20 protein-coding genes and 1 pseudogene are annotated in these 25969 nt (G+C 51.9%); 18 read left to right on the top strand and 3 right to left on the bottom strand.

The window, feature by feature from the left end; all coding sequences use genetic code 11:
- The first annotated feature begins 67 nt into the window (after positions 1-67).
- From ugpA to ugpQ, 4 genes are read left to right on the top strand one after another with little or no spacing between them, the layout of a single operon-like run.
- Positions 68-955, top strand: a complete 888-nt coding sequence (ugpA, locus tag H9644_RS14880) for a sn-glycerol-3-phosphate ABC transporter permease UgpA (RefSeq protein WP_000099289.1) — start codon at positions 68-70, stop codon at positions 953-955.
- Entirely contained in the window at positions 952-1797 is an 846-nt protein-coding gene (gene ugpE / locus H9644_RS14875; RefSeq protein ID WP_064527680.1) for a sn-glycerol-3-phosphate ABC transporter permease UgpE, read from the top strand. The genes ugpA and ugpE overlap by 4 nt, the downstream gene beginning before the upstream one ends.
- 1 nt (position 1798) lies before the next feature.
- Entirely contained in the window at positions 1799-2869 is a 1071-nt protein-coding gene (gene ugpC / locus H9644_RS14870; RefSeq protein WP_191775143.1) for a sn-glycerol 3-phosphate ABC transporter ATP binding protein UgpC, read from the top strand.
- The gene (gene ugpQ, locus H9644_RS14865) at positions 2866-3609 is read left to right on the top strand and encodes a glycerophosphodiester phosphodiesterase (RefSeq protein WP_191775132.1); all 744 of its coding nucleotides are present in this window, start codon (positions 2866-2868) and stop codon (positions 3607-3609) included. Before ugpC ends, ugpQ begins: the two co-directional genes overlap by 4 nt.
- On the opposite strand, the gene H9644_RS14860 is transcribed toward ugpQ, so the two are convergent.
- Complete coding sequence (locus tag H9644_RS14860) at positions 3596-4036, bottom strand: DUF2756 family protein (RefSeq protein WP_064527674.1); 441 nt, start codon at positions 4034-4036, stop codon at positions 3596-3598. The genes ugpQ and H9644_RS14860 overlap by 14 nt on opposite strands.
- A gap of 121 nt (positions 4037-4157) precedes the next feature.
- Here H9644_RS14860 and ggt point away from each other — a divergent pair, with 121 nt between their 5' ends.
- Positions 4158-5903, top strand: a complete 1746-nt coding sequence (gene ggt, locus H9644_RS14855) for a gamma-glutamyltransferase (RefSeq protein WP_064527672.1) — start codon at positions 4158-4160, stop codon at positions 5901-5903.
- A 70-nt stretch (positions 5904-5973) separates the two neighbouring features.
- Here ggt and yhhY read toward each other — a convergent pair whose 3' ends face one another.
- Entirely contained in the window at positions 5974-6462 is a 489-nt protein-coding gene (gene yhhY, locus H9644_RS14850; RefSeq protein WP_191775130.1) for an N-acetyltransferase, read from the bottom strand.
- A 455-nt stretch (positions 6463-6917) separates the two neighbouring features.
- Here yhhY and H9644_RS14845 point away from each other — a divergent pair, with 455 nt between their 5' ends.
- The 5 genes from H9644_RS14845 to gntU all read left to right on the top strand — a co-directional run bounded on the left by H9644_RS14845 (position 6918) and on the right by gntU (position 11871).
- Complete coding sequence (locus H9644_RS14845) at positions 6918-7955, top strand: oxidoreductase (protein ID WP_191775128.1); 1038 nt, start codon at positions 6918-6920, stop codon at positions 7953-7955.
- A 122-nt stretch (positions 7956-8077) separates the two neighbouring features.
- Positions 8078-8773 carry a quercetin 2,3-dioxygenase gene (gene yhhW / locus H9644_RS14840; protein ID WP_064527667.1) on the top strand — a complete coding sequence of 232 codons (696 nt, stop codon included), beginning with the start codon at positions 8078-8080 and terminating at the stop codon, positions 8771-8773.
- Between the two features lie 92 nt (positions 8774-8865).
- Positions 8866-9861: a gluconate operon transcriptional repressor GntR gene (gene gntR, locus H9644_RS14835; RefSeq protein ID WP_191775126.1), complete on the top strand. Its 996-nt coding sequence runs from the start codon at positions 8866-8868 to the stop codon at positions 9859-9861.
- Between the two features lie 138 nt (positions 9862-9999).
- On the top strand, positions 10000-10527 hold the full coding sequence (gene gntK / locus H9644_RS14830; RefSeq protein ID WP_064527663.1) for a gluconokinase: 528 nt from the start codon (positions 10000-10002) through the stop codon (positions 10525-10527).
- A gap of 3 nt (positions 10528-10530) precedes the next feature.
- A complete protein-coding gene (gene gntU, locus H9644_RS14825; RefSeq protein ID WP_000210111.1) occupies positions 10531-11871 on the top strand; it encodes a gluconate transporter in 1341 nt (446 codons plus the stop codon).
- A 56-nt stretch (positions 11872-11927) separates the two neighbouring features.
- On the opposite strand, the gene yhgN is transcribed toward gntU, so the two are convergent.
- Positions 11928-12521 carry an NAAT family transporter YhgN gene (gene yhgN, locus H9644_RS14820; RefSeq protein ID WP_191775124.1) on the bottom strand — a complete coding sequence of 198 codons (594 nt, stop codon included), beginning with the start codon at positions 12519-12521 and terminating at the stop codon, positions 11928-11930.
- Positions 12522-12713: 192 nt separating this feature from the next.
- On the opposite strand from yhgN, the gene asd reads away from it, so the two are divergent.
- The 8 genes and pseudogenes from asd to H9644_RS14780 all read left to right on the top strand — a co-directional run bounded on the left by asd (position 12714) and on the right by H9644_RS14780 (position 25969).
- A complete protein-coding gene (gene asd / locus H9644_RS14815) occupies positions 12714-13817 on the top strand; it encodes an aspartate-semialdehyde dehydrogenase (RefSeq protein ID WP_064527660.1) in 1104 nt (367 codons plus the stop codon).
- A gap of 271 nt (positions 13818-14088) precedes the next feature.
- Positions 14089-16272 (top strand): 1,4-alpha-glucan branching enzyme, encoded by a 2184-nt coding sequence (gene glgB / locus H9644_RS14810; protein WP_064527658.1) that lies wholly within the window; start codon positions 14089-14091, stop codon positions 16270-16272.
- Entirely contained in the window at positions 16272-18245 is a 1974-nt protein-coding gene (gene glgX, locus H9644_RS14805; protein ID WP_191775122.1) for a glycogen debranching protein GlgX, read from the top strand. Before glgB ends, glgX begins: the two co-directional genes overlap by 1 nt.
- Positions 18246-18262: 17 nt before the next feature.
- Positions 18263-19558, top strand: a complete 1296-nt coding sequence (gene glgC, locus H9644_RS14800) for a glucose-1-phosphate adenylyltransferase (RefSeq protein WP_064527654.1) — start codon at positions 18263-18265, stop codon at positions 19556-19558.
- Positions 19558-20991 (top strand): glycogen synthase GlgA, encoded by a 1434-nt coding sequence (gene glgA / locus H9644_RS14795; RefSeq protein ID WP_064527653.1) that lies wholly within the window; start codon positions 19558-19560, stop codon positions 20989-20991. Before glgC ends, glgA begins: the two co-directional genes overlap by 1 nt.
- A gap of 18 nt (positions 20992-21009) precedes the next feature.
- Positions 21010-23457 (top strand): glycogen phosphorylase, encoded by a 2448-nt coding sequence (gene glgP / locus H9644_RS14790; protein WP_064527650.1) that lies wholly within the window; start codon positions 21010-21012, stop codon positions 23455-23457.
- 124 nt (positions 23458-23581) lie between these two features.
- A complete protein-coding gene (locus H9644_RS14785) occupies positions 23582-25090 on the top strand; it encodes a PstS family phosphate ABC transporter substrate-binding protein (RefSeq protein ID WP_123057973.1) in 1509 nt (502 codons plus the stop codon).
- 103 nt (positions 25091-25193) lie between these two features.
- A pseudogene (locus tag H9644_RS14780) lies at positions 25194-25969 on the top strand (hypothetical protein).

Genomic DNA, 25969 nt, shown 5'->3' with positions numbered 1-25969 from the left:
CCAACCTGGCATCGCGTGTAGGCCGGATAAGCGAAGCGCATCCGGCACAGTTCAGGAATTAACCGTAATGTCATCATCCCGTCCGGTGTTCCGCTCGCGCTGGCTGCCTTATTTGCTGGTCGCGCCGCAGCTCATCATCACCGTTATCTTTTTTATCTGGCCTGCGGGCGAAGCGTTGTGGTACTCGCTACAAAGCGTCGATCCGTTTGGTTTCTCCAGCCAGTTCGTCGGTCTGGATAACTTTGTCACGTTGTTTCATGACAGCTACTATCTCGACTCCTTCTGGACGACGATAAAATTCAGCACCTTTGTCACCGTCAGCGGTTTGCTGGTGTCGCTGTTCTTTGCGGCGCTGGTGGAGTACATCGTGCGCGGCAGCCGTTTCTATCAAACCTTAATGCTGCTGCCTTACGCCGTGGCTCCCGCCGTTGCCGCCGTATTGTGGATCTTCCTGTTTAACCCTGGTCGCGGGTTGATCACTCATTTTCTCGCCGAGTTCGGCTACGACTGGAACCATGCGCAAAACAGCGGCCAGGCGATGTTCCTGGTGGTGTTTGCCTCGGTGTGGAAGCAAATCAGCTACAACTTTCTGTTTTTCTATGCCGCGCTGCAATCCATTCCCCGTTCGTTGATTGAAGCTGCAGCCATTGATGGCGCAGGGCCGATTCGCCGCTTCTTTAAGATTGCGTTGCCGCTTATCGCCCCGGTGAGCTTCTTCCTGCTGGTGGTGAACCTGGTGTACGCCTTCTTTGACACCTTCCCGGTGATCGACGCCGCCACATCAGGCGGGCCAGTACAGGCCACCACGACGCTGATTTATAAGATCTACCGCGAAGGCTTTACCGGACTGGATCTGGCTTCGTCTGCCGCGCAGTCGGTGGTGTTGATGTTCCTCGTCATCGTGCTGACGGTGGTGCAGTTCCGCTATGTTGAAAGCAAGGTGCGTTACCAATGATTGAGAACCGTCCGTGGCTGACGATATTCAGCCATACCATGCTGATCCTCGGGATCGCGGTGATCCTCTTCCCGCTGTACGTGGCGTTTGTCGCGGCGACGCTGGATAAACAAGAAGTCTATGCTGTACCGATGACGCTTATTCCCGGCACGCATCTGCTGGAAAACATCCACAATATCTGGGTAAACGGGGTAGGCACGAATAGCGCGCCGTTCTGGAGGATGTTGCTCAATAGCTTCGTGATGGCGTTCAGCATTACGCTCGGCAAAATTACCGTCTCGATGCTCTCGGCATTTGCCATTGTCTGGTTTCGTTTTCCGCTGCGTAACCTCTTCTTCTGGATGATTTTTATCACCCTGATGCTGCCGGTTGAAGTGCGTATCTTCCCGACAGTGGAAGTCATCGCCAACCTGAAAATGCTCGACAGTTACGCTGGTTTAACGCTGCCGTTAATGGCCTCGGCTACCGCTACCTTCCTGTTCCGCCAGTTCTTTATGACGCTGCCGGATGAACTGGTGGAAGCCGCGCGGATCGACGGTGCGTCGCCAATGCGCTTCTTTTGCGACATTGTCTTTCCGTTGTCCAAAACCAATCTGGCGGCGCTGTTTGTGATCACCTTTATTTACGGCTGGAACCAGTATTTGTGGCCGTTGTTGATTATTACCGACGTTGATCTCGGCACCACCGTGGCAGGGATTAAAGGGATGATCGCCACAGGCGAAGGTACAACGGAATGGAACTCGGTGATGGCCGCGATGTTGTTAACGCTTATCCCTCCAGTTGTGATTGTTTTAGTGATGCAGCGTGCCTTTGTGCGCGGCCTGGTCGATAGTGAGAAATAAGATGGCAGGACTGAAATTACAGGCAGTAACCAAAAGCTGGGATGGCAAAACCCAGGTCATTAAACCGCTGACCCTTGATGTGGCGGATGGCGAATTTATCGTGATGGTTGGGCCGTCTGGCTGCGGGAAATCGACGCTGCTGCGCATGGTTGCCGGGCTGGAGCGAGTGACTGAAGGCGATATCTGGATCGATGGTCAGCGCGTTACCGAAATGGAACCGAAAGATCGCGGGATTGCGATGGTGTTCCAGAACTACGCGCTCTATCCGCACATGAGCGTCGAAGAAAACATGGCGTGGGGGCTGAAAATTCGCGGCATGGGTAAGCAGCAAATAGCCGAGCGCGTTAAAGAAGCGGCACGTATTCTTGAACTGGACGGGCTACTTAAGCGCCGACCACGCGAACTTTCTGGCGGTCAGCGTCAGCGTGTGGCGATGGGCCGCGCGATTGTGCGCGATCCGGCGGTGTTCTTGTTTGATGAGCCGCTCTCTAACCTCGATGCCAAGCTGCGTGTGCAGATGCGCCTTGAGCTGCAACAGTTACACCGTCGCCTGAAAACGACTTCACTCTACGTTACTCACGATCAGGTTGAGGCAATGACCCTCGCCCAGCGGGTGATGGTGATGAACGGCGGTGTTGCCGAACAGATTGGCACACCGGTGGAAGTGTACGAAAAGCCCGCCAGCCTGTTTGTAGCGAGTTTTATCGGTAGCCCGGCGATGAACCTGCTGACAGGCCGCGTGAATAACGAAGGCACGTATTTCGAACTGGACGGGGGTATTGCGCTACCGCTAAACGGTGGCTACCGTCAGTACGCCGGACGTAAAATGACCCTCGGTATTCGCCCGGAACATATTGCGTTAAGCTCACAAACAGAAGGCGGCGTACCGCTGGTGATGGACACGCTGGAGATCCTCGGCGCAGATAACCTGGCGCACGGACGTTGGGGCGAACAGAAGCTGGTGGTAAGACTGGCGCATCAGGAACGCCCGACGGCAGGCAGTACACTGTGGCTGCATCTGCCGGAAAATCAGCTGCATCTTTTTGATGGTGAAACAGGACAACGAATATGAGTAACTGGCCTTATCCCCGCATCGTCGCCCATCGTGGCGGCGGTAAACTGGCCCCGGAAAACACTCTGGCGGCAATCGACGTGGGGGCAAAATACGGTCATAAGATGATCGAATTTGACGCGAAGTTATCGAAAGATGGCGAGATCTTCTTGCTTCATGACGATAATCTCGAACGCACCAGCAACGGCTGGGGCGTCGCTGGTGAACTGAACTGGCAGGATTTACTGCGCGTGGATGCGGGCAGTTGGTACAGCAAAGCGTTTAAAGGTGAGCCGCTGCCGTTGCTTTCGCAGGTGGCGGAACGCTGTCGCGAACACGGGATGATGGCGAATATCGAAATCAAACCCACCACTGGCACCGGGCCGTTGACGGGCAAAATGGTGGCGCTGGCGGCACGCGAGCTTTGGGCTGGTATGACGCCGCCGCTGCTGTCATCGTTTGAGATTGATGCTTTAGAAGCCGCACAATTGGCAGCGCCGGAACTGCCGCGCGGTTTGTTGCTTGATGATTGGCGCGACGACTGGCGCGAACTGACTACGCGGCTGGGCTGCGTCTCTATTCATCTCAATCATAAGTTGCTTGATAAAGCGCGAGTGATGCAGTTGAAAGACGCTGGATTACGGATTCTGGTGTATACCGTTAACAGACCCCAGCGCGCGGCAGAGCTGTTACGCTGGGGCGTGGATTGCATTTGCACCGATGCGATTGACGTGATTGACCCGAACTTTACGGCCCAATAGTTTTCAACGGAATGTCAGGCTGCGACGTGCTGGGCGGATTCAGCATGTCACCGTTTCTCCTCTCTTGCAGCATATGCTGCTGATTTAGCGAGCTATCCGGATTATGGTTGCTGTTTAGCATCCCGCCGTTGGTGTTGGGTAGCATTTGCTGCCGGGCGGGATTTAGCTCCCCCGGCTGCGACTGCAATACCCGCTGGGAGTTGCTATTAATCTGATTTTCTAAATGCTGTTGCTGCAACTGAGTCTGTGTTTTCAGTTGCTGGTTTAGCATCCCTTTTTGCTGGATTTGCTGCGTTTGCATTTGAGTTTGCATCCGCTGCTGGCTGGGGATCTGATATCCCGGCTGGTTGGGGTTATTCAGAGTATTAATGGGCTGTGCAAAGCCGACAAACGGCAGGAGTGCCGTCAAAAGCAGAAGTCGTTTCATCGCGTATCCTCCTCTGAAGATATCCTTTAAGTTTACTCTGTTCCCGGCGAAACGATGATTATTTCAGAGTTATACACCAGGCTTAAGTGGGGAAAGCCCCTCACGTAACTGGAGAATAACGATGATAAAACCGACGTTTTTACGCCGGGCGGCGATTGCTACTTTGCTTTCAGGATGCTGTTTTAGTGCTGCCGCCGCGCCACCTGCGCCGCCGCCCGTTTCGTATGGCGTGGAGGAAGATGTCTTCCATCCAGTGCGCGCGACGCAGGGGATGGTGGCTTCTGTGGACGCCACTGCCACTCAGGTGGGGGTAGATATCCTTAAGCAAGGCGGGAATGCCGTTGATGCCGCCGTTGCGGTAGGGTACGCGCTGGCGGTAACGCATCCGCAGGCGGGGAATCTGGGCGGCGGCGGTTTTATGCTGATCCGTTCTAAAAATGGTAACACCACTGCTATCGACTTTCGCGAAATGGCGCCAGCCAAAGCGACCCGCGATATGTTCCTCGATGACCAGGGCAACCCGGACAGCAAAAAATCACTCACTTCGCATCTGGCTTCCGGCACACCGGGTACGGTAGCGGGCTTCTCGTTGGCGCTGGATAAATACGGCACCATGCCGTTGAATAAAGTGGTGCAACCGGCGTTTAAACTGGCACGCGATGGTTTTATTGTTAACGACGCGCTGGCCGACGATCTCAAAACCTACGGCAGTGAAGTGCTGCCTAATCACGAAAACAGCAAAGCTATCTTCTGGAAAGAGGGCGAGCCGCTGAAAAAGGGCGACAAACTGGTGCAGGCGAATCTGGCAAAGAGCCTGGAGATGATTGCTGAAAACGGCCCGGACGAATTCTACAAAGGCACGATTGCGGAACAGATCGCTCAGGAGATGCAGAAAAACGGTGGTTTGGTAAGCAAAGAAGATTTAGCCGCGTATAAAGCGGTCGAACGCACACCGATTAGCGGCGATTATCGCGGGTATCAGGTTTACTCCATGCCGCCGCCATCTTCCGGCGGGATCCATATCGTACAAATCCTCAATATTCTGGAAAACTTCGATATGCAGAAGTACGGTTTTGGTAGCGCCGATGCGATGCAAATCATGGCAGAAGCTGAGAAACACGCCTACGCCGACCGCTCGGAGTATCTTGGCGACCCGGATTTTGTCAAAGTCCCGTGGCAGGCGCTGACCAATAAAGCCTATGCCAAATCTATTGCCGATCAAATTGATATCAACAAAGCGAAGCCATCCAGCGAAATTCGCCCTGGCAAGCTTGCGCCTTATGAGAGTAATCAAACTACCCATTACTCAGTGGTGGATAAAGACGGTAACGCGGTGGCGGTGACCTATACGCTGAATACTACCTTCGGTACGGGTATTGTTGCGGGCGAGAGTGGTATTTTGCTTAATAATCAGATGGATGATTTCTCCGCCAAACCGGGCGTACCGAACGTTTACGGGCTGGTGGGCGGTGATGCTAACGCCGTCGGGCCGAATAAACGCCCGCTGTCGTCAATGTCGCCGACTATTGTGGTGAAAGACGGTAAAACCTGGCTGGTGACTGGCAGCCCTGGTGGGAGCCGGATTATCACCACCGTGCTGCAAATGGTAGTGAACAGCATCGATTATGGAATGAACGTTGCTGAAGCGACCAATGCGCCGCGTTTCCATCATCAGTGGTTACCAGACGAACTGCGTGTCGAAAAAGGGTTTAGCCCGGATACGCTTAAGCTGCTGGAAGCAAAAGGTCAGAAAGTGGCGCTAAAAGAGGCGATGGGCAGTACGCAAAGTATTATGGTTGGGCCGGACGGCGAGTTGTACGGCGCATCCGACCCGCGCTCGGTGGATGATTTAACAGCGGGGTATTAATATTTCCATTATTTTTCAGCCCTCTCTCGGTGGGAGAGGGCTGAAATGAGAGCGTTCGACCGAAAATTCTTTATTTCACCCGCGCCATATAATACGCATCGACATATTCACCGTTTCGTAATGCGTACTTCTTACCAGTCCCTTCAATTTCAAAGCCGAATTTTTTATAGACCTTAATCGCCGGGGCGTTATCGACAAATACTGTGAGCTCAATGCGATCTACCCGCAACCAGTTATCACACATCTCAATCATCTCTCGCATCAGGGCGCTGGCGACACCGCGATTCTTCCAACGGAAGTCGACGCAGATACCAAAATCGGCAACATGACTGCGGCGAGGGCGTTGCTGCACGTCAATGGTGAGATGACCCACGACGGTTCCATCAATACAGGCGACTAATTGCTTGATACCGGGGCGATCTACGAGTCGCTCCTGCCACATATGATCGGAAGGATGAGGCACTTGTAGTGTGTTGTAATACACCTCCGGCTGGGCGTGAATTTGCCGAATGGCCTCGTAATCCCGTGTTTCAGCGTGGCGTATTACTATCTCACTCATTCCTCTGTCCTCTTTGGGGTAAATGTCCCTTTCAACATCATTGACTTTCAAATACGAGTCAAATGCATTTTTTTGCAAAAAGTGTTGGACAATTGCGAATGAGAATGATTATTATTGTCTCGCGTTCAGGAAGACCCTCGCGGAGAACCTGAAAGCACGACATTGCTCACATTGCTTCCAGTATTACTTAGCCAGCCGGGTGCTGGCTTTTTTTTTGCTTGTCATTTTGTCCACGGGAATGTTCCTCGTGTTGAGACAAATGCAAAATCGTCTGATGCGTTACGCTTATCAGGCCTACAAATAGTCCTGAACCGTAGGCCGGATAAGGCGTTCACGCCGCATCCGGCATGAATAAAACGCACTTTGCCAACAATCTGACCTACTGAAGCACAGGCATAGGAACCGTGTCCGCTTTGCGCTAAGGTGTAACTAACCACCTTAAAAAGGACGAAATCATGGTCATCAACTGCGCCTTTATTGGCTTCGGCAAAAGCACCACCCGTTACCATCTGCCGTATGTACTTAACCGCAAGGATAGCTGGCATGTCGCGCATATTTTTCGCCGCCATGCGAAGCCGGAAGAACAGGCCCCCATTTACTCCCATATCCATTTCACCAGCGATCTCGACGAAGTGCTAAACGATCCCGATGTTAAGCTGGTTGTCGTCTGCACCCACGCGGACAGCCACTTCGAGTACGCGAAACGCGCGCTGGAAGCCGGGAAAAATGTGCTGGTTGAAAAACCGTTCACCCCGACGCTTGCTCAGGCGAAAGAGCTGTTTGCGCTGGCGAAAAGTAAAGGGCTAACCGTCACGCCGTATCAGAATCGTCGCTTTGACTCCTGCTTCCTGACGGCAAAAAAAGCGATTGAAAGTGGCAAGCTGGGAGAGATTGTTGAAGTGGAAAGCCATTTTGACTATTACCGCCCGGTAGTAGAAGCCAAACCTGGACTGCCGCAGGATGGCGCGTTCTATGGTCTTGGCGTGCATACTCTGGACCAGATTATCTCGCTGTTTGGTCGTCCTGATCATGTGGCCTATGACATCCGCAGCCTGCGTAATAAAGCTAATCCTGACGACACCTTCGAAGCGCAGTTGTTTTATGGCGACCTTAAAGCGATCGTTAAAACCAGTCATTTGGTGAAAATCGATTATCCGAAATTTATCGTTCACGGTAAGAAAGGTACATTTATTAAATACGGCATCGACCAGCAGGAAACCAGCCTGAAGGCTAATATTATGCCGGGCGAACCGGGATTCGCGGCGGATGATTCAATCGGTGTGATGGAGTATGTCAATGACGAGGGCGTTACGGTCAGAGAAGAGATGAAGCCGGAGATGGGCGACTATGGCCGTGTATATGATGCGTTGTACCAAACCATCACCAACGGTGCGCCAAATTACGTCAAGGAATCTGAAGTTCTTACCAATCTGGAAATCCTTGAACGCGGTTTTGAGCAAGCCTCTCCCTCCACAGTGACTCTCGCGAAGTAAGTTTTATGGCCCCTCAAATAGTTCAATTTTTTTGAACAGAGGGGTCAATTTTCACCCTCTATCATCCCAGGCGGATCGGGGCCACACTAAGCCCATCGAAATCATTCAGGGGGCGAATACAAATGATCTACTTACGCAAAGCAAATGAACGCGGTCATGCTAATCATGGCTGGCTGGACTCCTGGCATACTTTCTCTTTTGCCAACTATTACGATCCGAACTTTATGGGCTTCTCCGCGCTGCGCGTGATTAACGACGACGTGATTGAAGCAGGGCAGGGCTTCGGCACTCACCCGCATAAAGATATGGAAATTTTGACCTACGTGCTGGAAGGTACTGTTGAGCACCAGGACAGCATGGGTAATAAAGAGCAGGTTCCGGCGGGCGAGTTCCAGATTATGAGTGCGGGTACGGGTATTCGTCACTCAGAGTACAACCCAAGCAGCACTGAGCGTCTGCATCTGTATCAGATCTGGATCATGCCAGAAGAAAACGGCATTACGCCGCGTTATGAACAGCGTCGATTCGATGCCGTGCAGGGCAAACAACTGGTGCTCTCGCCGGATGCGCGTGATGGTTCTCTGAAAGTGTATCAGGATATGGAACTGTACCGCTGGGCGCTGGTAAAAGATGAGCAGTCGATACATCAGATTTCCGCTGAACGCCGCGTCTGGATCCAGGTAGTGAAAGGCAATGTCACCATTAACGGTGTCAAAGCCTCTACCAGCGATGGTCTGGCGATTTGGGATGAGCAGGCGATTTCCATCCATGCTGATAGCGACAGTGAAATTCTGTTGTTCGATTTACCGCCAGTCTAAATTTATCTCACAACCTTCCTGAGGAATCAGGAAGGTTGTGATGCGTCCGTGGTAAACTAAAGGAATCTATCCCTTTTGTACCTTTCAGGACGATGAAAAAGAAAAGACCCGTACTTCAGGATGTGGCTGACCGTGTAGGCGTGACCAAAATGACGGTCAGCCGTTTTTTGCGCAACCCGGAGCAAGTTTCCGTCGCTCTACGTGGCAAGATTGCCGCCGCTCTTGATGAACTGGGCTATATTCCCAATCGCGCGCCCGATATCCTCTCTAACGCCACCAGCCGGGCGATTGGCGTCCTGTTACCTTCGCTTACTAACCAGGTTTTCGCTGAGGTTTTACGCGGCATCGAAAGCGTCACCGATGCGCACGGTTATCAAACTATGCTGGCCCACTACGGTTATAAACCGGAAATGGAGCAAGAACGCCTCGAATCAATGCTCTCCTGGAATATCGACGGCCTGATCCTTACCGAACGCACCCATACGCCACGCACCTTAAAGATGATTGAGGTAGCGGGAATTCCTGTGGTGGAGTTGATGGACAGCAAGTCGCCGTGCCTCGATATCGCCGTCGGTTTTGATAACTTTGAAGCGGCACGCCAGATGACCACCGCCATTATTGCTCGCGGGCATCGTCACATTGCCTATCTCGGCGCACGTCTCGACGAACGTACTATCATCAAACAGAAGGGATACGAACGGGCGATGCTGGATGCGGGCCTGGTGCCGTATAGCGTGATGGTCGAGCAATCTTCTTCTTACTCTTCTGGTATTGAACTGATTCGTCAGGCGCGGCGGGAATATCCGCAACTGGATGGGGTGTTCTGTACCAACGATGACCTGGCTGTCGGCGCAGCGTTTGAATGCCAGCGTCTGGGGCTGAAAATCCCTGACGATATGGCTATTGCTGGTTTCCACGGCCACGATATTGGTCAGGTGATGGAGCCTCGGCTGGCGAGCGTGCTGACGCCGCGTGAGCGGATGGGCAGCATTGGCGCTGAACGCCTGCTGGCGCGTATTCGTGGCGAAGCGGTGACACCGAAAATGTTAGATTTAGGTTTCACCTTGTCACCGGGCGGATCTATTTAAGCTCACAAATTTGAAGTAGCTCACACTTATACACTTAAGGCACGGATGGATATTGCTTCTGTTTTTGTCCGGCTGGAGAATGTTACCGATAACAGTTACCCGTAACATTCTTAATTTTTGTACTGTGGGGGCACCACTTTGAGCACGACTAATCATGATCACCACATTTACGTCTTAATGGGCGTATCGGGCAGCGGCAAATCTGCGGTCGCAAGTGAAGTGGCGCATCAACTTCATGCCGCGTTTCTTGATGGCGATTTCCTCCATCCGCGCTGCAATATCGAAAAAATGGCTTCCGGCCAACCGCTGAATGATGACGATCGCAAACCGTGGTTACAGGCGCTGAACGACGCCGCGTTTGCCATGCAGCGTACCAATAAAGTGTCGCTGATCGTCTGTTCCGCACTGAAAAAGCACTATCGCGACCTGCTACGCGAGGGCAATCCGAATCTCTCTTTCATCTACCTGAAAGGCGATTTTGATGTGATTGAAAGCCGCCTGAAAGCGCGCAAAGGCCATTTCTTTAAAACCCAAATGCTGGTGACGCAGTTTGAAACGCTGCAGGAGCCTGGTGCGGACGAAACCGATGTACTGGTGGTGGATATCGATCAACCACTGGAAGGTGTTGTGGCAAGCACCATTGAGGTTATTAAAAAAGGCAAATAAGTAGTGACTACATTAACGCTTGTTTTAACAGCAGTAGGGTCTGTTTTACTGCTGCTGTTTTTAGTCATGAAAGCGCGTATGCACGCTTTCCTGGCTTTGATGGTGGTGTCTATGGGGGCTGGCCTTTTTTCCGGTATGCCGCTCGATAAAATCGCAGCGACAATGGAGAAAGGGATGGGAGGCACCCTCGGCTTCCTGGCGGTGGTTGTCGCCCTGGGAGCCATGTTTGGCAAGATCTTACATGAAACCGGCGCAGTCGATCAGATTGCCGTCAAAATGCTCAAATCCTTCGGTCACAGCCGCGCGCATTATGCCATTGGCCTTGCGGGTCTGGTTTGTGCGCTGCCGCTGTTCTTTGAAGTGGCAATTGTTCTGCTGATTAGCGTTGCCTTCTCGATGGCACGCCACACCGGCACGAACCTGGTGAAACTGGTGATCCCGTTGTTCGCAGGCGTGGCGGCAGCGGCGGCATTTCTGGTGCCAGGGCCAGCGCCGATGCTGCTGGCATCGCAGATGAATGCCGACTTTGGCTGGATGATCCTGATTGGTCTGTGTGCGGCAATTCCGGGGATGATTATTGCTGGTCCGCTGTGGGGCAACTTCATCAGCCGTTACGTTGAGCTGCACATTCCTGACGACATCAGTGAACCGCATCTTGGCGAAGGCAAAATGCCATCCTTCGGATTCAGCCTTTCGCTGATCCTGCTGCCGCTGGTGCTGGTAGGTCTTAAAACCATTGCTGCGCGTTTTGTACCAGAAGGATCAACTGCTTACGAATGGTTTGAGTTTATCGGTCATCCGTTTACCGCGATTCTGGTTGCTTGTCTGGTAGCGATTTATGGCCTGGCCATGCGTCAGGGCATGCCAAAAGACAAAGTGATGGAGATTTGCGGTCACGCGTTGCAACCGGCGGGGATCATTCTGCTGGTGATTGGTGCGGGTGGCGTATTCAAACAGGTGCTGGTTGACTCTGGTGTAGGTCCAGCACTGGGTGAAGCATTAACCGGGATGGGGCTGCCGATTGCCATCACTTGCTTCGTGCTGGCAGCAGCGGTGCGCATCATTCAGGGTTCTGCCACCGTTGCCTGCTTAACGGCGGTAGGATTGGTGATGCCGGTTATTGAACAACTGAATTACTCCGGTGCGCAAATGGCGGCACTGTCTATTTGTATCGCCGGTGGTTCGATTGTTGTCAGTCACGTTAACGACGCTGGTTTCTGGTTGTTCGGTAAATTTACCGGTGCAACCGAAGCCGAAACGCTGAAAACCTGGACCATGATGGAAACCATCCTTGGCACTGTCGGTGCTATCGTCGGGATGATTGCGTTCCAGCTGTTGAGTTAAGTTTGTTCGCCCGGTAGTTCTGACGCTACCGGGCTCATTTCGAGAAATTATCCCCGTCACCCCTTCATCCACATCCGAATTCCGTCGAGGAACATCTGGGTTGCCATCATCACCAGAATCAATCCCATCAGACGTTCCAGTGCATTCACCCCTTTCTCACCCAGCAGACGCAAAAATAGCGATGACTGTAGCAGGATGACAAATGTGCCGCCCCAGGCCAGCAGCAGAGCAATCACCAGATGCCCCATCTGATTCGGGTACTGATGAGACAGCAGCATTAATGTGGCGAGGATAGTCGGTCCAGCCACTAATGGGATTGCCAACGGCACGATAAACGGCTCTTCACCAGCCGGAAGCCCGCTACTGTTTCCTGAGGCGCTGGGGAAAATCATCTTAATGGCGATCAGAAATAGAATGATGCCGCCGGAAATGGAGACGGTTTCCGCCCGCAGGCTAAGAAATGCCAGAATTTTCTCACCCGCAAACAGGAACACCAGCATCACCAGGAGGGCAATAAGCAACTCTCGCACCATGATTGCCCGACGTCTTTTCGGTTCAGTATGTTTCAGTACGGACATAAAAATAGGTAGGTTTCCGAGCGGATCCATAATTAAGATCAATAAAACTGCTGCAGAAATGACTTCATTCATAACTCAAGTTCCCTGATAATTGCCTTGGACTTTCTGCGTGCTATGAAAGCAGGATAAGTCGCATTACTGATGGCTTCGCTATCATTGATTAATTTCACTTGCGACTTTGGCTGCTTTTTGTATGGTGAAAGATGTGCCACGAGGACACCGGCACATATATACAGCACACATCTTTGCAGGAAAAAAACGCTTATGAAAAATGTTGGTTTTATCGGCTGGCGCGGTATGGTCGGCTCCGTTCTCATGCAACGCATGGTAGAAGAGCGCGATTTCGACGCCATTCGCCCTGTCTTCTTTTCGACTTCCCAGTCTGGTCAGGCTGCGCCTTCCTTTGGCGGTGCTTCTGGCACACTTCAGGATGCCTTTGATCTGGAGGCGCTGAAGGCCCTCGATATCATCGTAACCTGTCAGGGCGGCGATTATACCAACGAAATCTATCCAAAGCTCCGTGAGAGCGGATGGCAAGGTTACTGGATTGACGCAGCATCGTCTCTGCGCATGAAAGATGACGCCATCATCATTCTTGACCCAGTCAATCAGGACGTCATTACTGACGGATTAAATAAAGGCATCAGGACTTTTGTTGGCGGTAACTGTACCGTAAGCCTGATGTTGATGTCGTTGGGCGGTTTATTCGCCAATGATCTTGTTGATTGGGTTTCCGTTGCGACCTACCAGGCGGCTTCCGGCGGTGGTGCGCGACATATGCGTGAGTTGTTAACCCAGATGGGCCAGCTGTACGGCCATGTGGCGGATGAACTCGCGACACCGTCCTCTGCTATTCTCGATATTGAACGCAAAGTCACGACCTTAACCCGCAGCGGCGAGTTGTCAGTGGATAACTTTGGCGTGCCGCTGGCGGGCAGCCTGATTCCGTGGATCGACAAACAGCTTGATAACGGTCAGAGCCGCGAAGAATGGAAAGGGCAGGCGGAAACCAACAAGATTCTCAACACATCTTCCGTTATTCCGGTAGATGGTTTGTGTGTGCGTGTCGGGGCGTTGCGCTGCCACAGCCAGGCATTCACCATCAAATTGAAAAAAGATGTGTCTATTCCGACCGTGGAAGAACTGTTGGCGGCCCATAACCCGTGGGCAAAAGTGGTTCCAAACGATCGCGAAATCACCATGCGTGAGCTAACCCCAGCTGCCGTCACCGGTACGCTGACCACGCCGGTAGGCCGTCTGCGTAAGCTGAATATGGGACCTGAGTTCCTGTCAGCCTTTACCGTGGGCGACCAGCTGCTGTGGGGGGCCGCGGAGCCGCTACGTCGGATGCTTCGTCAACTGGCGTAATGTTTATTCATTAAATTTGGGGCGTAATGCAGCCCCTTTTAGTGCGTAGTACAGGAGTAAGCGCAGATGTTTCATGATTTACCGGGAGTTAAATAGAGCATTGGCTATTCTTTAAGGGTGGCGGGATACATACGTATTCAATGCCTTACCTGAAGTGAGGATGGCGTAGAGAGGATGCACAGAGTGCTGCGCCGTTCAGGTCAAAAAAATGTCACAACCAGATGTCAAAAATTAGTTGGATGGGGTGACACAATAAAACAGGAAGACAAGCATGTCCGATCGTATCGATAGAGACGTGATTAACGCGCTAATTGCAGGTCATTTTGCGGATCCTTTTTCCGTACTTGGAATGCATAAAACCACAGCGGGACTGGAAGTCCGTGCCCTTTTACCTGACGCCACTGATGTGTGGGTAATTGAACCAAAAACTGGACGCAAAGTCGCTAAACTGGAGTGTCTCGACTCTCGTGGATTCTTCAGCGGCGTCATTCCTCGGCGTAAGAATTTTTTCCGCTATCAGTTGGCGGTTGTCTGGCATGACCAGCAGAATCTGATTGATGATCCTTACCGTTTTGGCCCTTTAATCCAGGAAATGGACGCCTGGCTGTTATCTGAAGGTACCCACCTGCGCCCATATGAAACCTTAGGTGCGCACGCAGATACTATGGATGGCGTTACCGGCACGCGTTTTTCTGTCTGGGCGCCAAATGCCCGCCGTGTCTCGGTTGTTGGGCAATTCAACTACTGGGACGGTCGTCGTCACCCGATGCGCCTGCGCAAAGAGAGCGGCATTTGGGAACTGTTTATCCCTGGCGCGCATAACGGTCAGCTCTATAAATACGAAATGATTGATGCCAATGGCAATCTGCGTTTGAAGTCTGATCCTTATGCCTTCGAAGCACAGATGCGCCCGGAAACCGCTTCCCTTATTTGCGGACTGCCTGAAAAGGTCGTGCAGACCGAAGAGCGCAAAAAAGCGAATCAGTTTGATGCGCCAATTTCTATCTATGAAGTTCACCTGGGGTCATGGCGTCGTCACACCGACAACAACTTCTGGTTAAGCTATCGCGAACTGGCCGATCAACTGGTGCCTTACGCTAAATGGATGGGCTTTACCCACCTCGAACTGCTGCCAATCAACGAACATCCATTCGATGGCAGCTGGGGCTATCAACCGACGGGGATGTACGCGCCAACTCGCCGTTTTGGTACTCGCGATGACTTCCGCTATTTCATTGATGCCGCCCACGCAGCAGGTTTGAACGTCATTCTCGACTGGGTACCGGGCCACTTCCCGACTGATGACTTTGCACTTGCCGAATTTGACGGCACAAATCTGTATGAACACAGCGATCCGCGTGAAGGTTACCATCAGGACTGGAATACCCTGATCTACAACTATGGCCGTCGCGAAGTCAGCAATTTCCTTGTTGGTAACGCGCTGTATTGGATCGAGCGTTTTGGTATCGATGCGTTGCGCGTCGATGCTGTAGCTTCGATGATTTATCGTGATTACAGCCGTAAAGAGGGCGAGTGGATCCCGAACGAGTATGGTGGACGCGAGAATCTCGAAGCGATTGAATTCCTTCGCAATACCAACCGTATTATCGGTGAGCAAGTCCCGGGCGCGGTGACGATGGCGGAAGAGTCTACCGACTTTCCTGGCGTTTCTCGCCCGCAAGATATGGGCGGTCTGGGTTTCTGGTACAAGTGGAACCTGGGATGGATGCACGACACCCTCGACTACATGAAGCTCGACCCGGTTCATCGTCAATATCATCACGATAAACTCACCTTCGGCATGCTCTACAACTACACTGAAAACTTCGTCCTGCCGTTATCGCATGATGAAGTGGTGCACGGCAAAAAATCGATTCTCGACAGAATGCCGGGCGATGCATGGCAGAAATTTGCCAATCTGCGAGCCTACTATGGCTGGATGTGGGCGTTCCCGGGCAAGAAACTGTTGTTCATGGGTAACGAATTTGCCCAGGGGCGTGAGTGGAACCACGATGCCAGCCTCGACTGGCATCTGCTGGAAGGCGGTGACAACTGGCATCACGGTGTCCAGCGACTGGTACGCGATCTGAACCATACTTATCGTCACCACAAAGCACTGCACGAGCTGGATTTCGACGCGTATGGCTTTGAATGGCTGGTGGTGGATGACCATGAACGCTCGGTGCTGATCTTTGTGCGTCGCGATAAAGAGGGTAACGAAATTATCGTTGCCAGCAACTTTACGCCAGTGCCGCGTCATGATTATCGCTTCGGCATTAATCAGCCAGGTAAATGGCGTGAGATTCTCAACACCGATTCCATGCACTACCACGGCAGCAATGCTGGCAATGGCGGCGCGGTACACAGTGATGAGATCGCCAGCCACGGTCGCCAGCATTCATTAAGCCTTACGCTACCGCCACTGGCCACTATCTGGCTGGTCCGGGAGGGATAATGACACAACTCGCCATTGGCAAACCCGCTCCTCTTGGCGCGCATTACGACGGCCAGGGCGTTAACTTCACGCTCTTCTCCGCTCATGCCGAACGGGTAGAGCTGTGTGTGTTTGACGCCCAGGGCATCGAACATCGGTATGATTTGCCAGGACGAAGTGGTGACATCTGGCACGGTTATCTGCCGGATGCGCGCCCGGGTTTGCATTATGGTTACCGCGTTCATGGCCCATGGCAACCCGGCATGGGACATCGCTTTAACCCGGCGAAGTTGTTGATTGATCCTTGCGCGCGGCAAATTGTCGGGGAATTTAAAGATAACCCGCTGCTGCACGCAGGGCATAGTGAACCTGACTATCGCGACAATGCTGCCATTGCGCCGAAATGCGTAGTGGTGGTCGATCACTATGACTGGGAAGATGATGCCCCGCCGCGTACGTCGTGGGGCAGCACCATCATTTATGAAGCCCATGTCAAAGGCTTAACCTATCTGCATCCGGAAATCCCGGTGGATATCCGCGGCACCTATAAAGCGCTCGGTCATCCGGTGATGATCAACTATTTAAAACAGTTGGGCATTACGGCGCTGGAACTGTTGCCGGTGGCGCAGTTTGCCAGTGAACCACGCCTGCAACGCATGGGGCTAAGTAACTACTGGGGCTACAACCCGGTGGCGCTGTTTGCGCTGCATCCGGCATATGCCTGCTCGCCCGAAACGGCGCTGGATGAGTTTCGCGATGCAGTCAAAGCTCTGCACAAAGCGGGCATTGAGGTCATTCTTGATATCGTGCTCAACCACAGTGCGGAACTGGATCTCGACGGCCCGCTATTCTCACTGCGCGGGATCGACAACCGTAGCTATTATTGGATAAGAGAAGACGGCGATTATCACAACTGGACCGGTTGCGGCAATACGCTCAATTTGAGTCATCCAGCTGTGGTGGAGTACGCCAGCGCCTGTCTACGCTACTGGGTGGAAACCTGCCACGTTGATGGCTTCCGTTTCGATCTCGCAGCAGTCATGGGGCGAACACCGGAGTTTCGTCAGGATGCGCCGCTGTTTACGGCTATCCAGAATTGCCCGGTGCTTTCACAAGTGAAGTTAATTGCTGAACCGTGGGATATCGCGCCCGGCGGCTATCAGGTGGGCAATTTCCCACCGCTGTTTGCCGAGTGGAACGATCATTTCCGCGATGCCGCCCGCCGTTTCTGGCTGCATTATGATTTACCGCTGGGAGAGTTTGCCGGACGCTTTGCCGCATCCAGCGATGTTTTTAAACGTAATGGCCGTCTGCCGAGTGCTGCGATTAATCTCGTTACCGCGCATGACGGTTTTACGCTTCGCGACTGTGTTTGTTTCAACCATAAACACAATGAAGCAAACGGAGAAGAAAATCGCGACGGAACCAACAACAATTACAGTAACAATCATGGTAAAGAAGGGTTAGGCGGTACTCTTGATCTGGTTGAACGGCGGCGCGACAGCATTCACGCCCTGTTAACGACGTTGTTGCTCTCCCAGGGTACGCCGATGTTGCTGGCAGGTGATGAACATGGTCACAGCCAGCATGGCAATAACAATGCCTACTGTCAGGATAACCAACTAACGTGGTTGGACTGGTCACAGGCAAGTAGTGGGTTAACGGCGTTTACCGCCGCGTTAATCCATCTGCGCAAGCGCATTCCTGCTTTGGTAGAGGATCGCTGGTGGGAAGAAGGCGATGGTAATGTCCGTTGGCTGAATCGATATGCTCAACCTTTAAGCTCGGATGAGTGGCAAAACGGGCCAAAGCAGCTGCAAATTTTGCTTTCGGATCGTTTTTTGATCGCAATAAACGCCACGCTTGAGGTAACAGAGATTGTTTTACCTGCAGGGGAGTGGCACGCCATTCCCCCATTCGCTGGAGAGGATAACCCAGTGATTACGGCTGTCTGGCCGGGACCTGCACACGGACTGTGTGTGTTCCAGAGATGATAAAAAAGGAGTTAGTCATGATTAGTTTAGAGAAGAACGATCACTTAATGTTGGCGCGCCAGCTGCCATTGAAATCTGTTGCCCTGATACTGGCGGGAGGACGTGGTACTCGCCTGAAGGATTTAACCAATAAGAGAGCAAAGCCTGCCGTACACTTCGGCGGTAAGTTCCGCATTATCGACTTTGCGCTGTCCAACTGCATCAACTCTGGAATCCGTCGTATGGGCGTGATCACCCAGTACCAGTCTCACACCCTGGTGCAGCATATTCAGCGCGGCTGGTCGTTCTTCAATGAAGAAATGAACGAGTTTGTCGATCTGCTGCCCGCGCAGCAGAGAATGAAAGGGGAAAACTGGTATCGCGGTACCGCAGATGCGGTCACTCAAAACCTCGATATCATCCGCCGCTATAAAGCGGAGTATGTGGTGATCCTGGCCGGTGACCATATCTACAAGCAAGACTACTCGCGAATGCTTATCGACCACGTCGAGAAAGGTGCGCGCTGTACCGTTGCTTGTATGCCTGTACCGATTGAAGAAGCCTCTGCATTTGGCGTTATGGCGGTTGATGAGAACGATAAAATTATCGAATTTGTTGAAAAACCGGCTAACCCACCGTCAATGCCAAACGATCCGAGCAAATCTTTAGCGAGTATGGGGATCTACGTCTTTGACGCAGAGTACCTGTATGAACTGCTGGAAGAAGACGATCGTGATGAAAACTCCAGCCACGACTTTGGTAAGGATTTGATTCCAAAAATTACCGAAGCAGGCCTCGCCTATGCGCATCCATTCCCGCTCTCTTGCGTACAGTCCGACCCGGACGCCGAGCCGTACTGGCGCGATGTGGGTACGCTGGAAGCTTACTGGAAAGCGAACCTGGATCTGGCCTCTGTGGTGCCGGAACTGGATATGTACGATCGCAACTGGCCGATTCGCACCTACAATGAATCATTGCCGCCAGCGAAATTCGTTCAGGATCGCTCCGGTAGCCATGGGATGACCCTTAACTCACTGGTTTCCGGCGGTTGTGTAATCTCTGGTTCTGTGGTGGTGCAGTCCGTTCTGTTCTCGCGCGTTCGTGTTAATTCATTCTGCAACATTGATTCCGCCGTATTGTTACCGGAAGTATGGGTAGGTCGCTCGTGCCGTCTGCGTCGCTGCGTCATTGACCGCGCTTGTGTCATTCCAGAAGGCATGGTGATTGGTGAGGATGCAGAAGAGGATGCACGTCGTTTCTATCGTTCAGAAGAAGGCATTGTGCTGGTTACGCGCGAAATGCTACGGAAGTTAGGGTATAAACAGGAGCGATAATGCAGGTTTTACATGTATGTTCAGAGATGTTCCCGCTGCTTAAAACCGGCGGTCTGGCTGATGTTATTGGGGCATTACCCGCAGCACAAATCGCAGACGGCGTTGACGCTCGCGTACTGTTGCCTGCATTTCCCGATATTCGCCGTGGCGTGACCGATGCGAAGGTGGTATCTCGCCGTGATACCTTTGCCGGACATTTCACGCTTCTGTTTGGGCATTACAACGGGGTTGGCATTTACCTGATTGATGCACCGCATCTCTACGATCGTCCCGGAAGCCCGTATCACGATACCAACTTATTTGCTTACACCGACAACGTATTGCGTTTTGCACTGCTCGGGTGGGTTGGAGCGGAGATGGCAAGCGGGCTTGACCCATTCTGGCACCCCGATGTTGTGCACGCGCACGACTGGCATGCGGGTCTTGCGCCTGCGTATCTGGCGGCAAATGGGCGTCCGGCGAAGTCGGTGTTTACTGTGCACAACCTGGCCTATCAAGGCATGTTTTATGCACATCACATGAATGACATCCAATTGCCATGGTCATTCTTTAATGTTCACGGACTGGAGTTCAACGGGCAAATCTCTTTCCTGAAAGCCGGACTGTATTACGCTGACCATATTACAGCGGTTAGTCCGACCTACGCTCGCGAGATTACTGAACCACAGTTTGCCTACGGTATGGAAGGTTTACTTCAACAGCGTCATCGTGAAGGACGGCTTTCCGGCGTACTGAACGGCGTGGACGAAAAAATCTGGAGTCCAGAGACGGACTTACTTTTAGCCTCGCGTTACACCCGCGATTCATTGGAGGATAAAGCGGAGAATAAGCGCCAGCTGCAAATCGCAATGGGGCTTAAGGTTGACGATAAAGTGCCGCTTTTTGCAGTGGTGAGCCGTCTGACCAGCCAGAAAGGCCTGGATCTGGTGTTAGAAGCCTTACCGGGCCTTCTGGAACAGGGCGGACAACTGGCGCTGCTCGGCGCGGGCGATCCGGTATTGCAGGAAGGTTTCCTTGCTGCAGCGGCGGAGCATCCCGGCAAGGTTGGTGTACAGATTGGTTATCACGAAGCATTTTCGCATCGCATTATGGGCGGCGCGGACGTCATTCTGGTTCCCAGCCGTTTTGAACCATGCGGTTTAACACAACTTTATGGATTGAAGTACGGCACGCTGCCTTTGGTGCGGCGTACCGGTGGGCTTGCTGATACGGTTTCTGACTGTTCTCTTGAGAACCTCGCAGATGGCGTCGCCAGTGGGTTTGTCTTTGAAGATAGTAATGCCTGGTCGCTGTTACGAGCTATTCGACGTGCTTTTGTACTTTGGTCCCGTCCTTCACTTTGGCGGTTTGTGCAACGTCAGGCTATGGCAATGGATTTTAGCTGGCAGGTCGCGGCGAAGTCGTACCGTGAGCTTTACTATCGCTTGAAATAGTTTTCAGGAAACGCCTATATGAATGCTCCGTTTACATATTCATCGCCCACCCTTAGCGTAGAAGCGCTTAAGCACTCTATCGCTTATAAGCTGATGTTTACGATTGGAAAGGATCCTGTCGTCGCCAATAAACATGAGTGGCTGAACGCAACGTTATTTGCTGTGCGCGATCGTCTCGTGGAGCGTTGGTTGCGCTCGAACCGTGCCCAACTGTCGCAAGAAACTCGTCAGGTTTACTACCTGTCGATGGAGTTTTTGATTGGCCGTACTCTCTCCAACGCCATGCTGTCGTTAGGTATTTATGACGATGTCCAGGGGGCGCTGGAGTCGATGGGATTGAATCTCGAAGAGTTAATTGATGAAGAAAATGACCCGGGCCTCGGGAACGGTGGTCTGGGCCGTCTGGCAGCTTGCTTCCTGGACTCACTGGCGACTTTAGGGTTGCCAGGTCGCGGCTACGGTATTCGTTACGACTATGGCATGTTCAAACAGAACATCGTTAACGGCAGTCAGAAAGAGTCTCCGGACTACTGGCTGGAGTACGGCAATCCGTGGGAATTTAAACGCCACAATACGCGCTACAAAGTGCGTTTTGGCGGTCGTATTCAGCAAGAAGGCAAGAAAACGCGCTGGATTGAAACTGAAGAAATTTTGGCCGTGGCTTACGACCAAATCATCCCCGGCTATGACACTGACGCAACTAATACCCTGCGTTTGTGGAGCGCACAAGCCAGTAGCGAAATAAACCTGGGTAAATTTAACCAGGGGGATTACTTCGCAGCGGTGGAAGACAAAAACCACTCCGAGAACGTATCCCGCGTACTGTATCCGGACGACTCCACTTATTCCGGACGTGAACTGCGCCTGCGTCAGGAATACTTCCTGGTTTCCTCGACCATTCAGGACATTTTAAGCCGCCATTATCAGTTGCATAAAACCTACGATAATCTGGCAGATAAAATCGCGATTCATCTCAATGACACCCATCCGGTGCTGTCAATTCCTGAGCTGATGCGTCTGCTGATTGACGAGCATAAATTCAGCTGGGACGACGCTTTTGAAGTGTGTTGTGAGGTCTTCTCTTACACCAACCACACGCTGATGAGCGAGGCGCTGGAAACCTGGCCGGTCGATATGCTGGGTAAAATTCTGCCGCGTCACTTGCAGATAATCTTTGAAATCAATGACTATTTCCTGAAAACCTTGCAAGAGCAGTATCCTAACGACACTGACCTGCTTGGACGGGCGTCAATCATTGATGAATCTAACGGGCGTCGTGTGCGGATGGCCTGGCTGGCGGTTGTCGTGAGTCATAAAGTCAACGGTGTGTCGGAGTTGCACTCTAACCTGATGGTGCAGTCGCTGTTTGCTGATTTTGCGAAAATCTTCCCGGGTCGTTTCACCAACGTTACCAACGGTGTGACGCCGCGTCGCTGGCTGGCGGTTGCGAACCCATCGCTTTCAGCCGTGCTGGACGAACACCTGGGCCGTAACTGGCGTACCGATCTGAGTCAATTAAACGAGTTGCAGCAGCACTGTGATTTCCCGATGGTCAACCATGCGGTGCATCAGGCGAAGCTGGATAACAAAAAACGTCTGGCGGAGTACATCGCCCAGCAGTTGAATGTGGTGGTGAATCCAAAGGCGCTGTTCGATGTGCAGATCAAACGTATTCACGAATACAAACGTCAATTGATGAATGTGTTGCACGTTATCACTCGTTATAACCGTATCAAGGCCGATCCGGATGCTAATTGGGTGCCGCGCGTGAATATTTTTGGCGGCAAGGCGGCTTCGGCTTATTACATGGCGAAGCACATTATCCATTTGATCAACGATGTCGCTAAAGTGATCAACAACGATCCACAGATTGGCGACAAGCTGAAAGTGGTGTTTATCCCGAACTACAGCGTTAGCCTGGCGCAGTTGATCATTCCGGCGGCCGATCTGTCTGAACAGATTTCGCTGGCGGGGACGGAAGCCTCCGGCACCAGTAACATGAAGTTTGCGCTTAACGGTGCGCTGACTATCGGTACGCTGGACGGTGCGAACGTCGAGATGCTGGATCATGTCGGTGCTGACAACATCTTTATCTTTGGTAACACAGCGGAAGAAGTGGAAGAACTGCGTCGTCAGGGCTACAAACCGCGTGAATACTACGAGAAAGACGAAGAGCTGCATCAGGTGCTGACGCAAATCGGCAGCGGCGTGTTCAGCCCTGAAGACCCAGGCCGTTACCGCGATCTGGTTGATTCGCTGATCAACTTTGGCGATCACTACCAGGTGCTGGCGGATTATCGCAGCTATGTCGATTGTCAGGATAAAGTTGATGAACTCTATGAGCGTCAGGAAGAGTGGACTGCGAAAGCGATGCTGAACATCGCTAATATGGGCTACTTCTCTTCAGACCGTACGATCAAAGAGTACGCCGATCTTATCTGGCATATTGATCCGGTGAGATTGTAATTTCGCTAAAAATAGAACGGGGCCAAAAGGTCCCGTTTTTTTTCGCCTTTATTTCGGAAAAGTGTCCAGCGGGGGGGAGGATACAGGAGGAGTATAATTTCGCCATTCAGAAAGAATGGACAGAATGATGCAAAACAGAAAATGGATTTTGACCTCGTTGGTAATGACTTTTTTTGGTATTCCCATACTGACGCAATTTTTGGCAGCGGTTGTTGCCATGCTGGGTGCCGGGCTTGCCGCTATTCTTGAGTTTTGCAATCTACTCCTCACACCAACAATTTACCTTCTGCTTAACATTTTTATGCTGGCGCTGGGCGCAATAGTGATATTTTTCTCGGGGCGAGTGTGGGCGGGAGATAGTGCACCAGAAAACAGAGAAATAGCCGTCTGGAGACAGTGTCTTTTTTTAATACCCGCATTATTAACCCTGGTTGGCTGGATAATCACGCTATATCTGGCCGATTATCAATTTCGCCAGATGGGAACTGGTTGGTTGGCAAACCTTATGCTTCCCTGGCTGGGCGTTTTGTTAGTCTCATTAGTCGGTGGTGAGTATTGGTGGGTAGTCATAATTCCCGTTGGGGCGCATATCAGTTTTTCGCTGGGATACGCCTGGCCGACAAGACATCCTTTAACCGGCACGTCCGGACTACGTTGCCGTAACTTACTCCTGTTTCTACTTCTCTTACTCGGTATTGTCGCCGGGTATCAGGCCCATTTATATAAGCAACAAAACCCTGGTGTCGGTGTGCGCGAAAATATTGATACCTGGGCCTGGCGACCCGATAAACTCAATAATCAACTGACGCCACTGCGTGGTAAACCGCAAATTCAGTTTACGCAAAACTGGCCGCGACTCGATGGCGCGACGGCGGCATATCCAATTTACGCCTCTGCCTTTTATGCGTTAAGCGTAATACCAGAGGATTTTCACGCCTGGGAATATCTGGCGAACTCTCGCACGCCAGAAGCGTATAACAAAATCGTTAAGGGCGATGCCGATATTATTTTCGTGGCGCAACCTTCCGGTGGGCAGAAAAAACGCGCAAAGGAATCGGGCGTCACTTTGCTGTACACACCCTTTGCCCGTGAAGCGTTTGTTTTTATCGTCAATGCGGATAATCCGGTTAATTCCCTGACTGAACAACAAGTACGTGACATCTTTAGTGGTGCAATTACTAACTGGCGTACTGTCGGCGGTAACGATCAGGAGATCCAGACCTGGCAACGCCCTGAAGACTCTGGCAGTCAGACGGTGATGCAATCACAGGTCATGAAAAATGTCCGCATGATCTCGCCGCAGGAAACGGAAGTGGCAAGCGTGATGGAGGGAATGATTAAGGTCGTTGCCGAATACCGTAATACAAACAACGCAATAGGCTACACCTTCCGCTATTACGCGACGCAAATGAACGCTGATAAAAATATAAAATTGCTAGCGATTAACGGCATTACACCGACTGCGGAAAACATCCGTAACGGTAAATATCCGTATATCGTCGATGCTTTTATGGTAACGCGGGAAAATACGACATCAGAAACACAAAAATTGGTGGAATGGTTTTTAACTTCGCAGGGGCAGAGCCTGGTGGAAGATGTGGGCTATGTGCCGCTGTATAAAACGCAACCTTAAAGCAGGGGAATAATATGGATACCGTTACTATTCGCCTGAACGCAGCGAATGCCCGTTTTGTCTGTCAGCCGTTTACATGCGATCAGCGGGAGAGGGGATAATTATGCAACCCAGTCCCGCCATGCAGGTATTAATTGAGCAGATATATTACACCTTTCGCCGTTATCCGGCGCCGAAGCAATTTGTGGTTTGTTGTGAATATTGCCTGAGTCAGCAGGAACAAAAGGCATTACGCAATACATCGTTACGAGCGATCCCTTATTCCTTAATCAATGCCTGGAATAGTAGTCCAGGTCCTGATCCGCAAAACAGCGATGAAGTCCGTTATTTTCTGCCGCGTTTACTGGAGTTTGTTGTGCAGGGGTATTTTGACAACATTCACGAAGTATTTACTCTACGCCGTATAAACCTTGCTAATAAAGCAAACTGCGTGCGGATGAACTGGCGATATTGCAGCGATTTGCCTGCCAGTATATGGCTGATTGGGTATCTGGCGATGAAGCTGTCGAATTACATTACATGCTGGAGATGTTTTTCCGTGCCGATATCGCCCTTGCGCCATTGCTTGATGCGGTTATCTCTGTACCCGGTTACCAGCCCACAGTATCGATGGCATGTTTGCTGTGGCATAACAGGGAAGAGAATATCCAGAATAGTCGTTTTGAGCAGAATGATGACGATAAAGCGATTACCGCCCAAATCAATGCCTGGGCCGTCAACAATCAATCCATCCTGAAAGAACGCGCGCGGCAAGCGATTGAGAACCCGCTTAAGCAGCCCGAACAGGATACACGATATCAGGTCTGGGAAGACGACTGGATGATTGATGAGTGTTTATGCGTGATGTATGACGCATCACCCGAACCATCAGGACAATAA

Source organism: Escherichia whittamii, from assembly GCF_014836715.1.
GTDB lineage: Bacteria > Pseudomonadota > Gammaproteobacteria > Enterobacterales > Enterobacteriaceae > Escherichia > Escherichia whittamii.
Note: the sequence above shows the minus strand (reverse complement) of the source record. Positions and strands in the feature narration are given on the sequence as shown.

Bases quoted from the DNA above. Each gene is read 5' to 3' on its own strand.
- yhgN (WP_191775124.1), bottom strand. From the start codon at position 12,521: ATGAATGAAGTCATTTCTGCAGCAGTTTTATTGATCTTAATTATGGAT.
- ugpA (WP_000099289.1), top strand. From the start codon at position 68: ATGTCATCATCCCGTCCGGTGTTCCGCTCGCGCTGGCTGCCTTATTTG.
- ugpE (WP_064527680.1), top strand. From the start codon at position 952: ATGATTGAGAACCGTCCGTGGCTGACGATATTCAGCCATACCATGCTG.
- glgX (WP_191775122.1), top strand. From the start codon at position 16,272: ATGACACAACTCGCCATTGGCAAACCCGCTCCTCTTGGCGCGCATTAC.
- H9644_RS14785 (WP_123057973.1), top strand. From the start codon at position 23,582: ATGATGCAAAACAGAAAATGGATTTTGACCTCGTTGGTAATGACTTTT.
- ugpQ (WP_191775132.1), top strand. From the start codon at position 2,866: ATGAGTAACTGGCCTTATCCCCGCATCGTCGCCCATCGTGGCGGCGGT.
- glgC (WP_064527654.1), top strand. From the start codon at position 18,263: ATGATTAGTTTAGAGAAGAACGATCACTTAATGTTGGCGCGCCAGCTG.
- asd (WP_064527660.1), top strand. From the start codon at position 12,714: ATGAAAAATGTTGGTTTTATCGGCTGGCGCGGTATGGTCGGCTCCGTT.
- gntR (WP_191775126.1), top strand. From the start codon at position 8,866: ATGAAAAAGAAAAGACCCGTACTTCAGGATGTGGCTGACCGTGTAGGC.
- glgP (WP_064527650.1), top strand. From the start codon at position 21,010: ATGAATGCTCCGTTTACATATTCATCGCCCACCCTTAGCGTAGAAGCG.
- yhhW (WP_064527667.1), top strand. From the start codon at position 8,078: ATGATCTACTTACGCAAAGCAAATGAACGCGGTCATGCTAATCATGGC.
- H9644_RS14860 (WP_064527674.1), bottom strand. From the start codon at position 4,036: ATGAAACGACTTCTGCTTTTGACGGCACTCCTGCCGTTTGTCGGCTTT.
- glgB (WP_064527658.1), top strand. From the start codon at position 14,089: ATGTCCGATCGTATCGATAGAGACGTGATTAACGCGCTAATTGCAGGT.
- ggt (WP_064527672.1), top strand. From the start codon at position 4,158: ATGATAAAACCGACGTTTTTACGCCGGGCGGCGATTGCTACTTTGCTT.
- ugpC (WP_191775143.1), top strand. From the start codon at position 1,799: ATGGCAGGACTGAAATTACAGGCAGTAACCAAAAGCTGGGATGGCAAA.
- yhhY (WP_191775130.1), bottom strand. From the start codon at position 6,462: ATGAGTGAGATAGTAATACGCCACGCTGAAACACGGGATTACGAGGCC.
- H9644_RS14845 (WP_191775128.1), top strand. From the start codon at position 6,918: ATGGTCATCAACTGCGCCTTTATTGGCTTCGGCAAAAGCACCACCCGT.
- glgA (WP_064527653.1), top strand. From the start codon at position 19,558: ATGCAGGTTTTACATGTATGTTCAGAGATGTTCCCGCTGCTTAAAACC.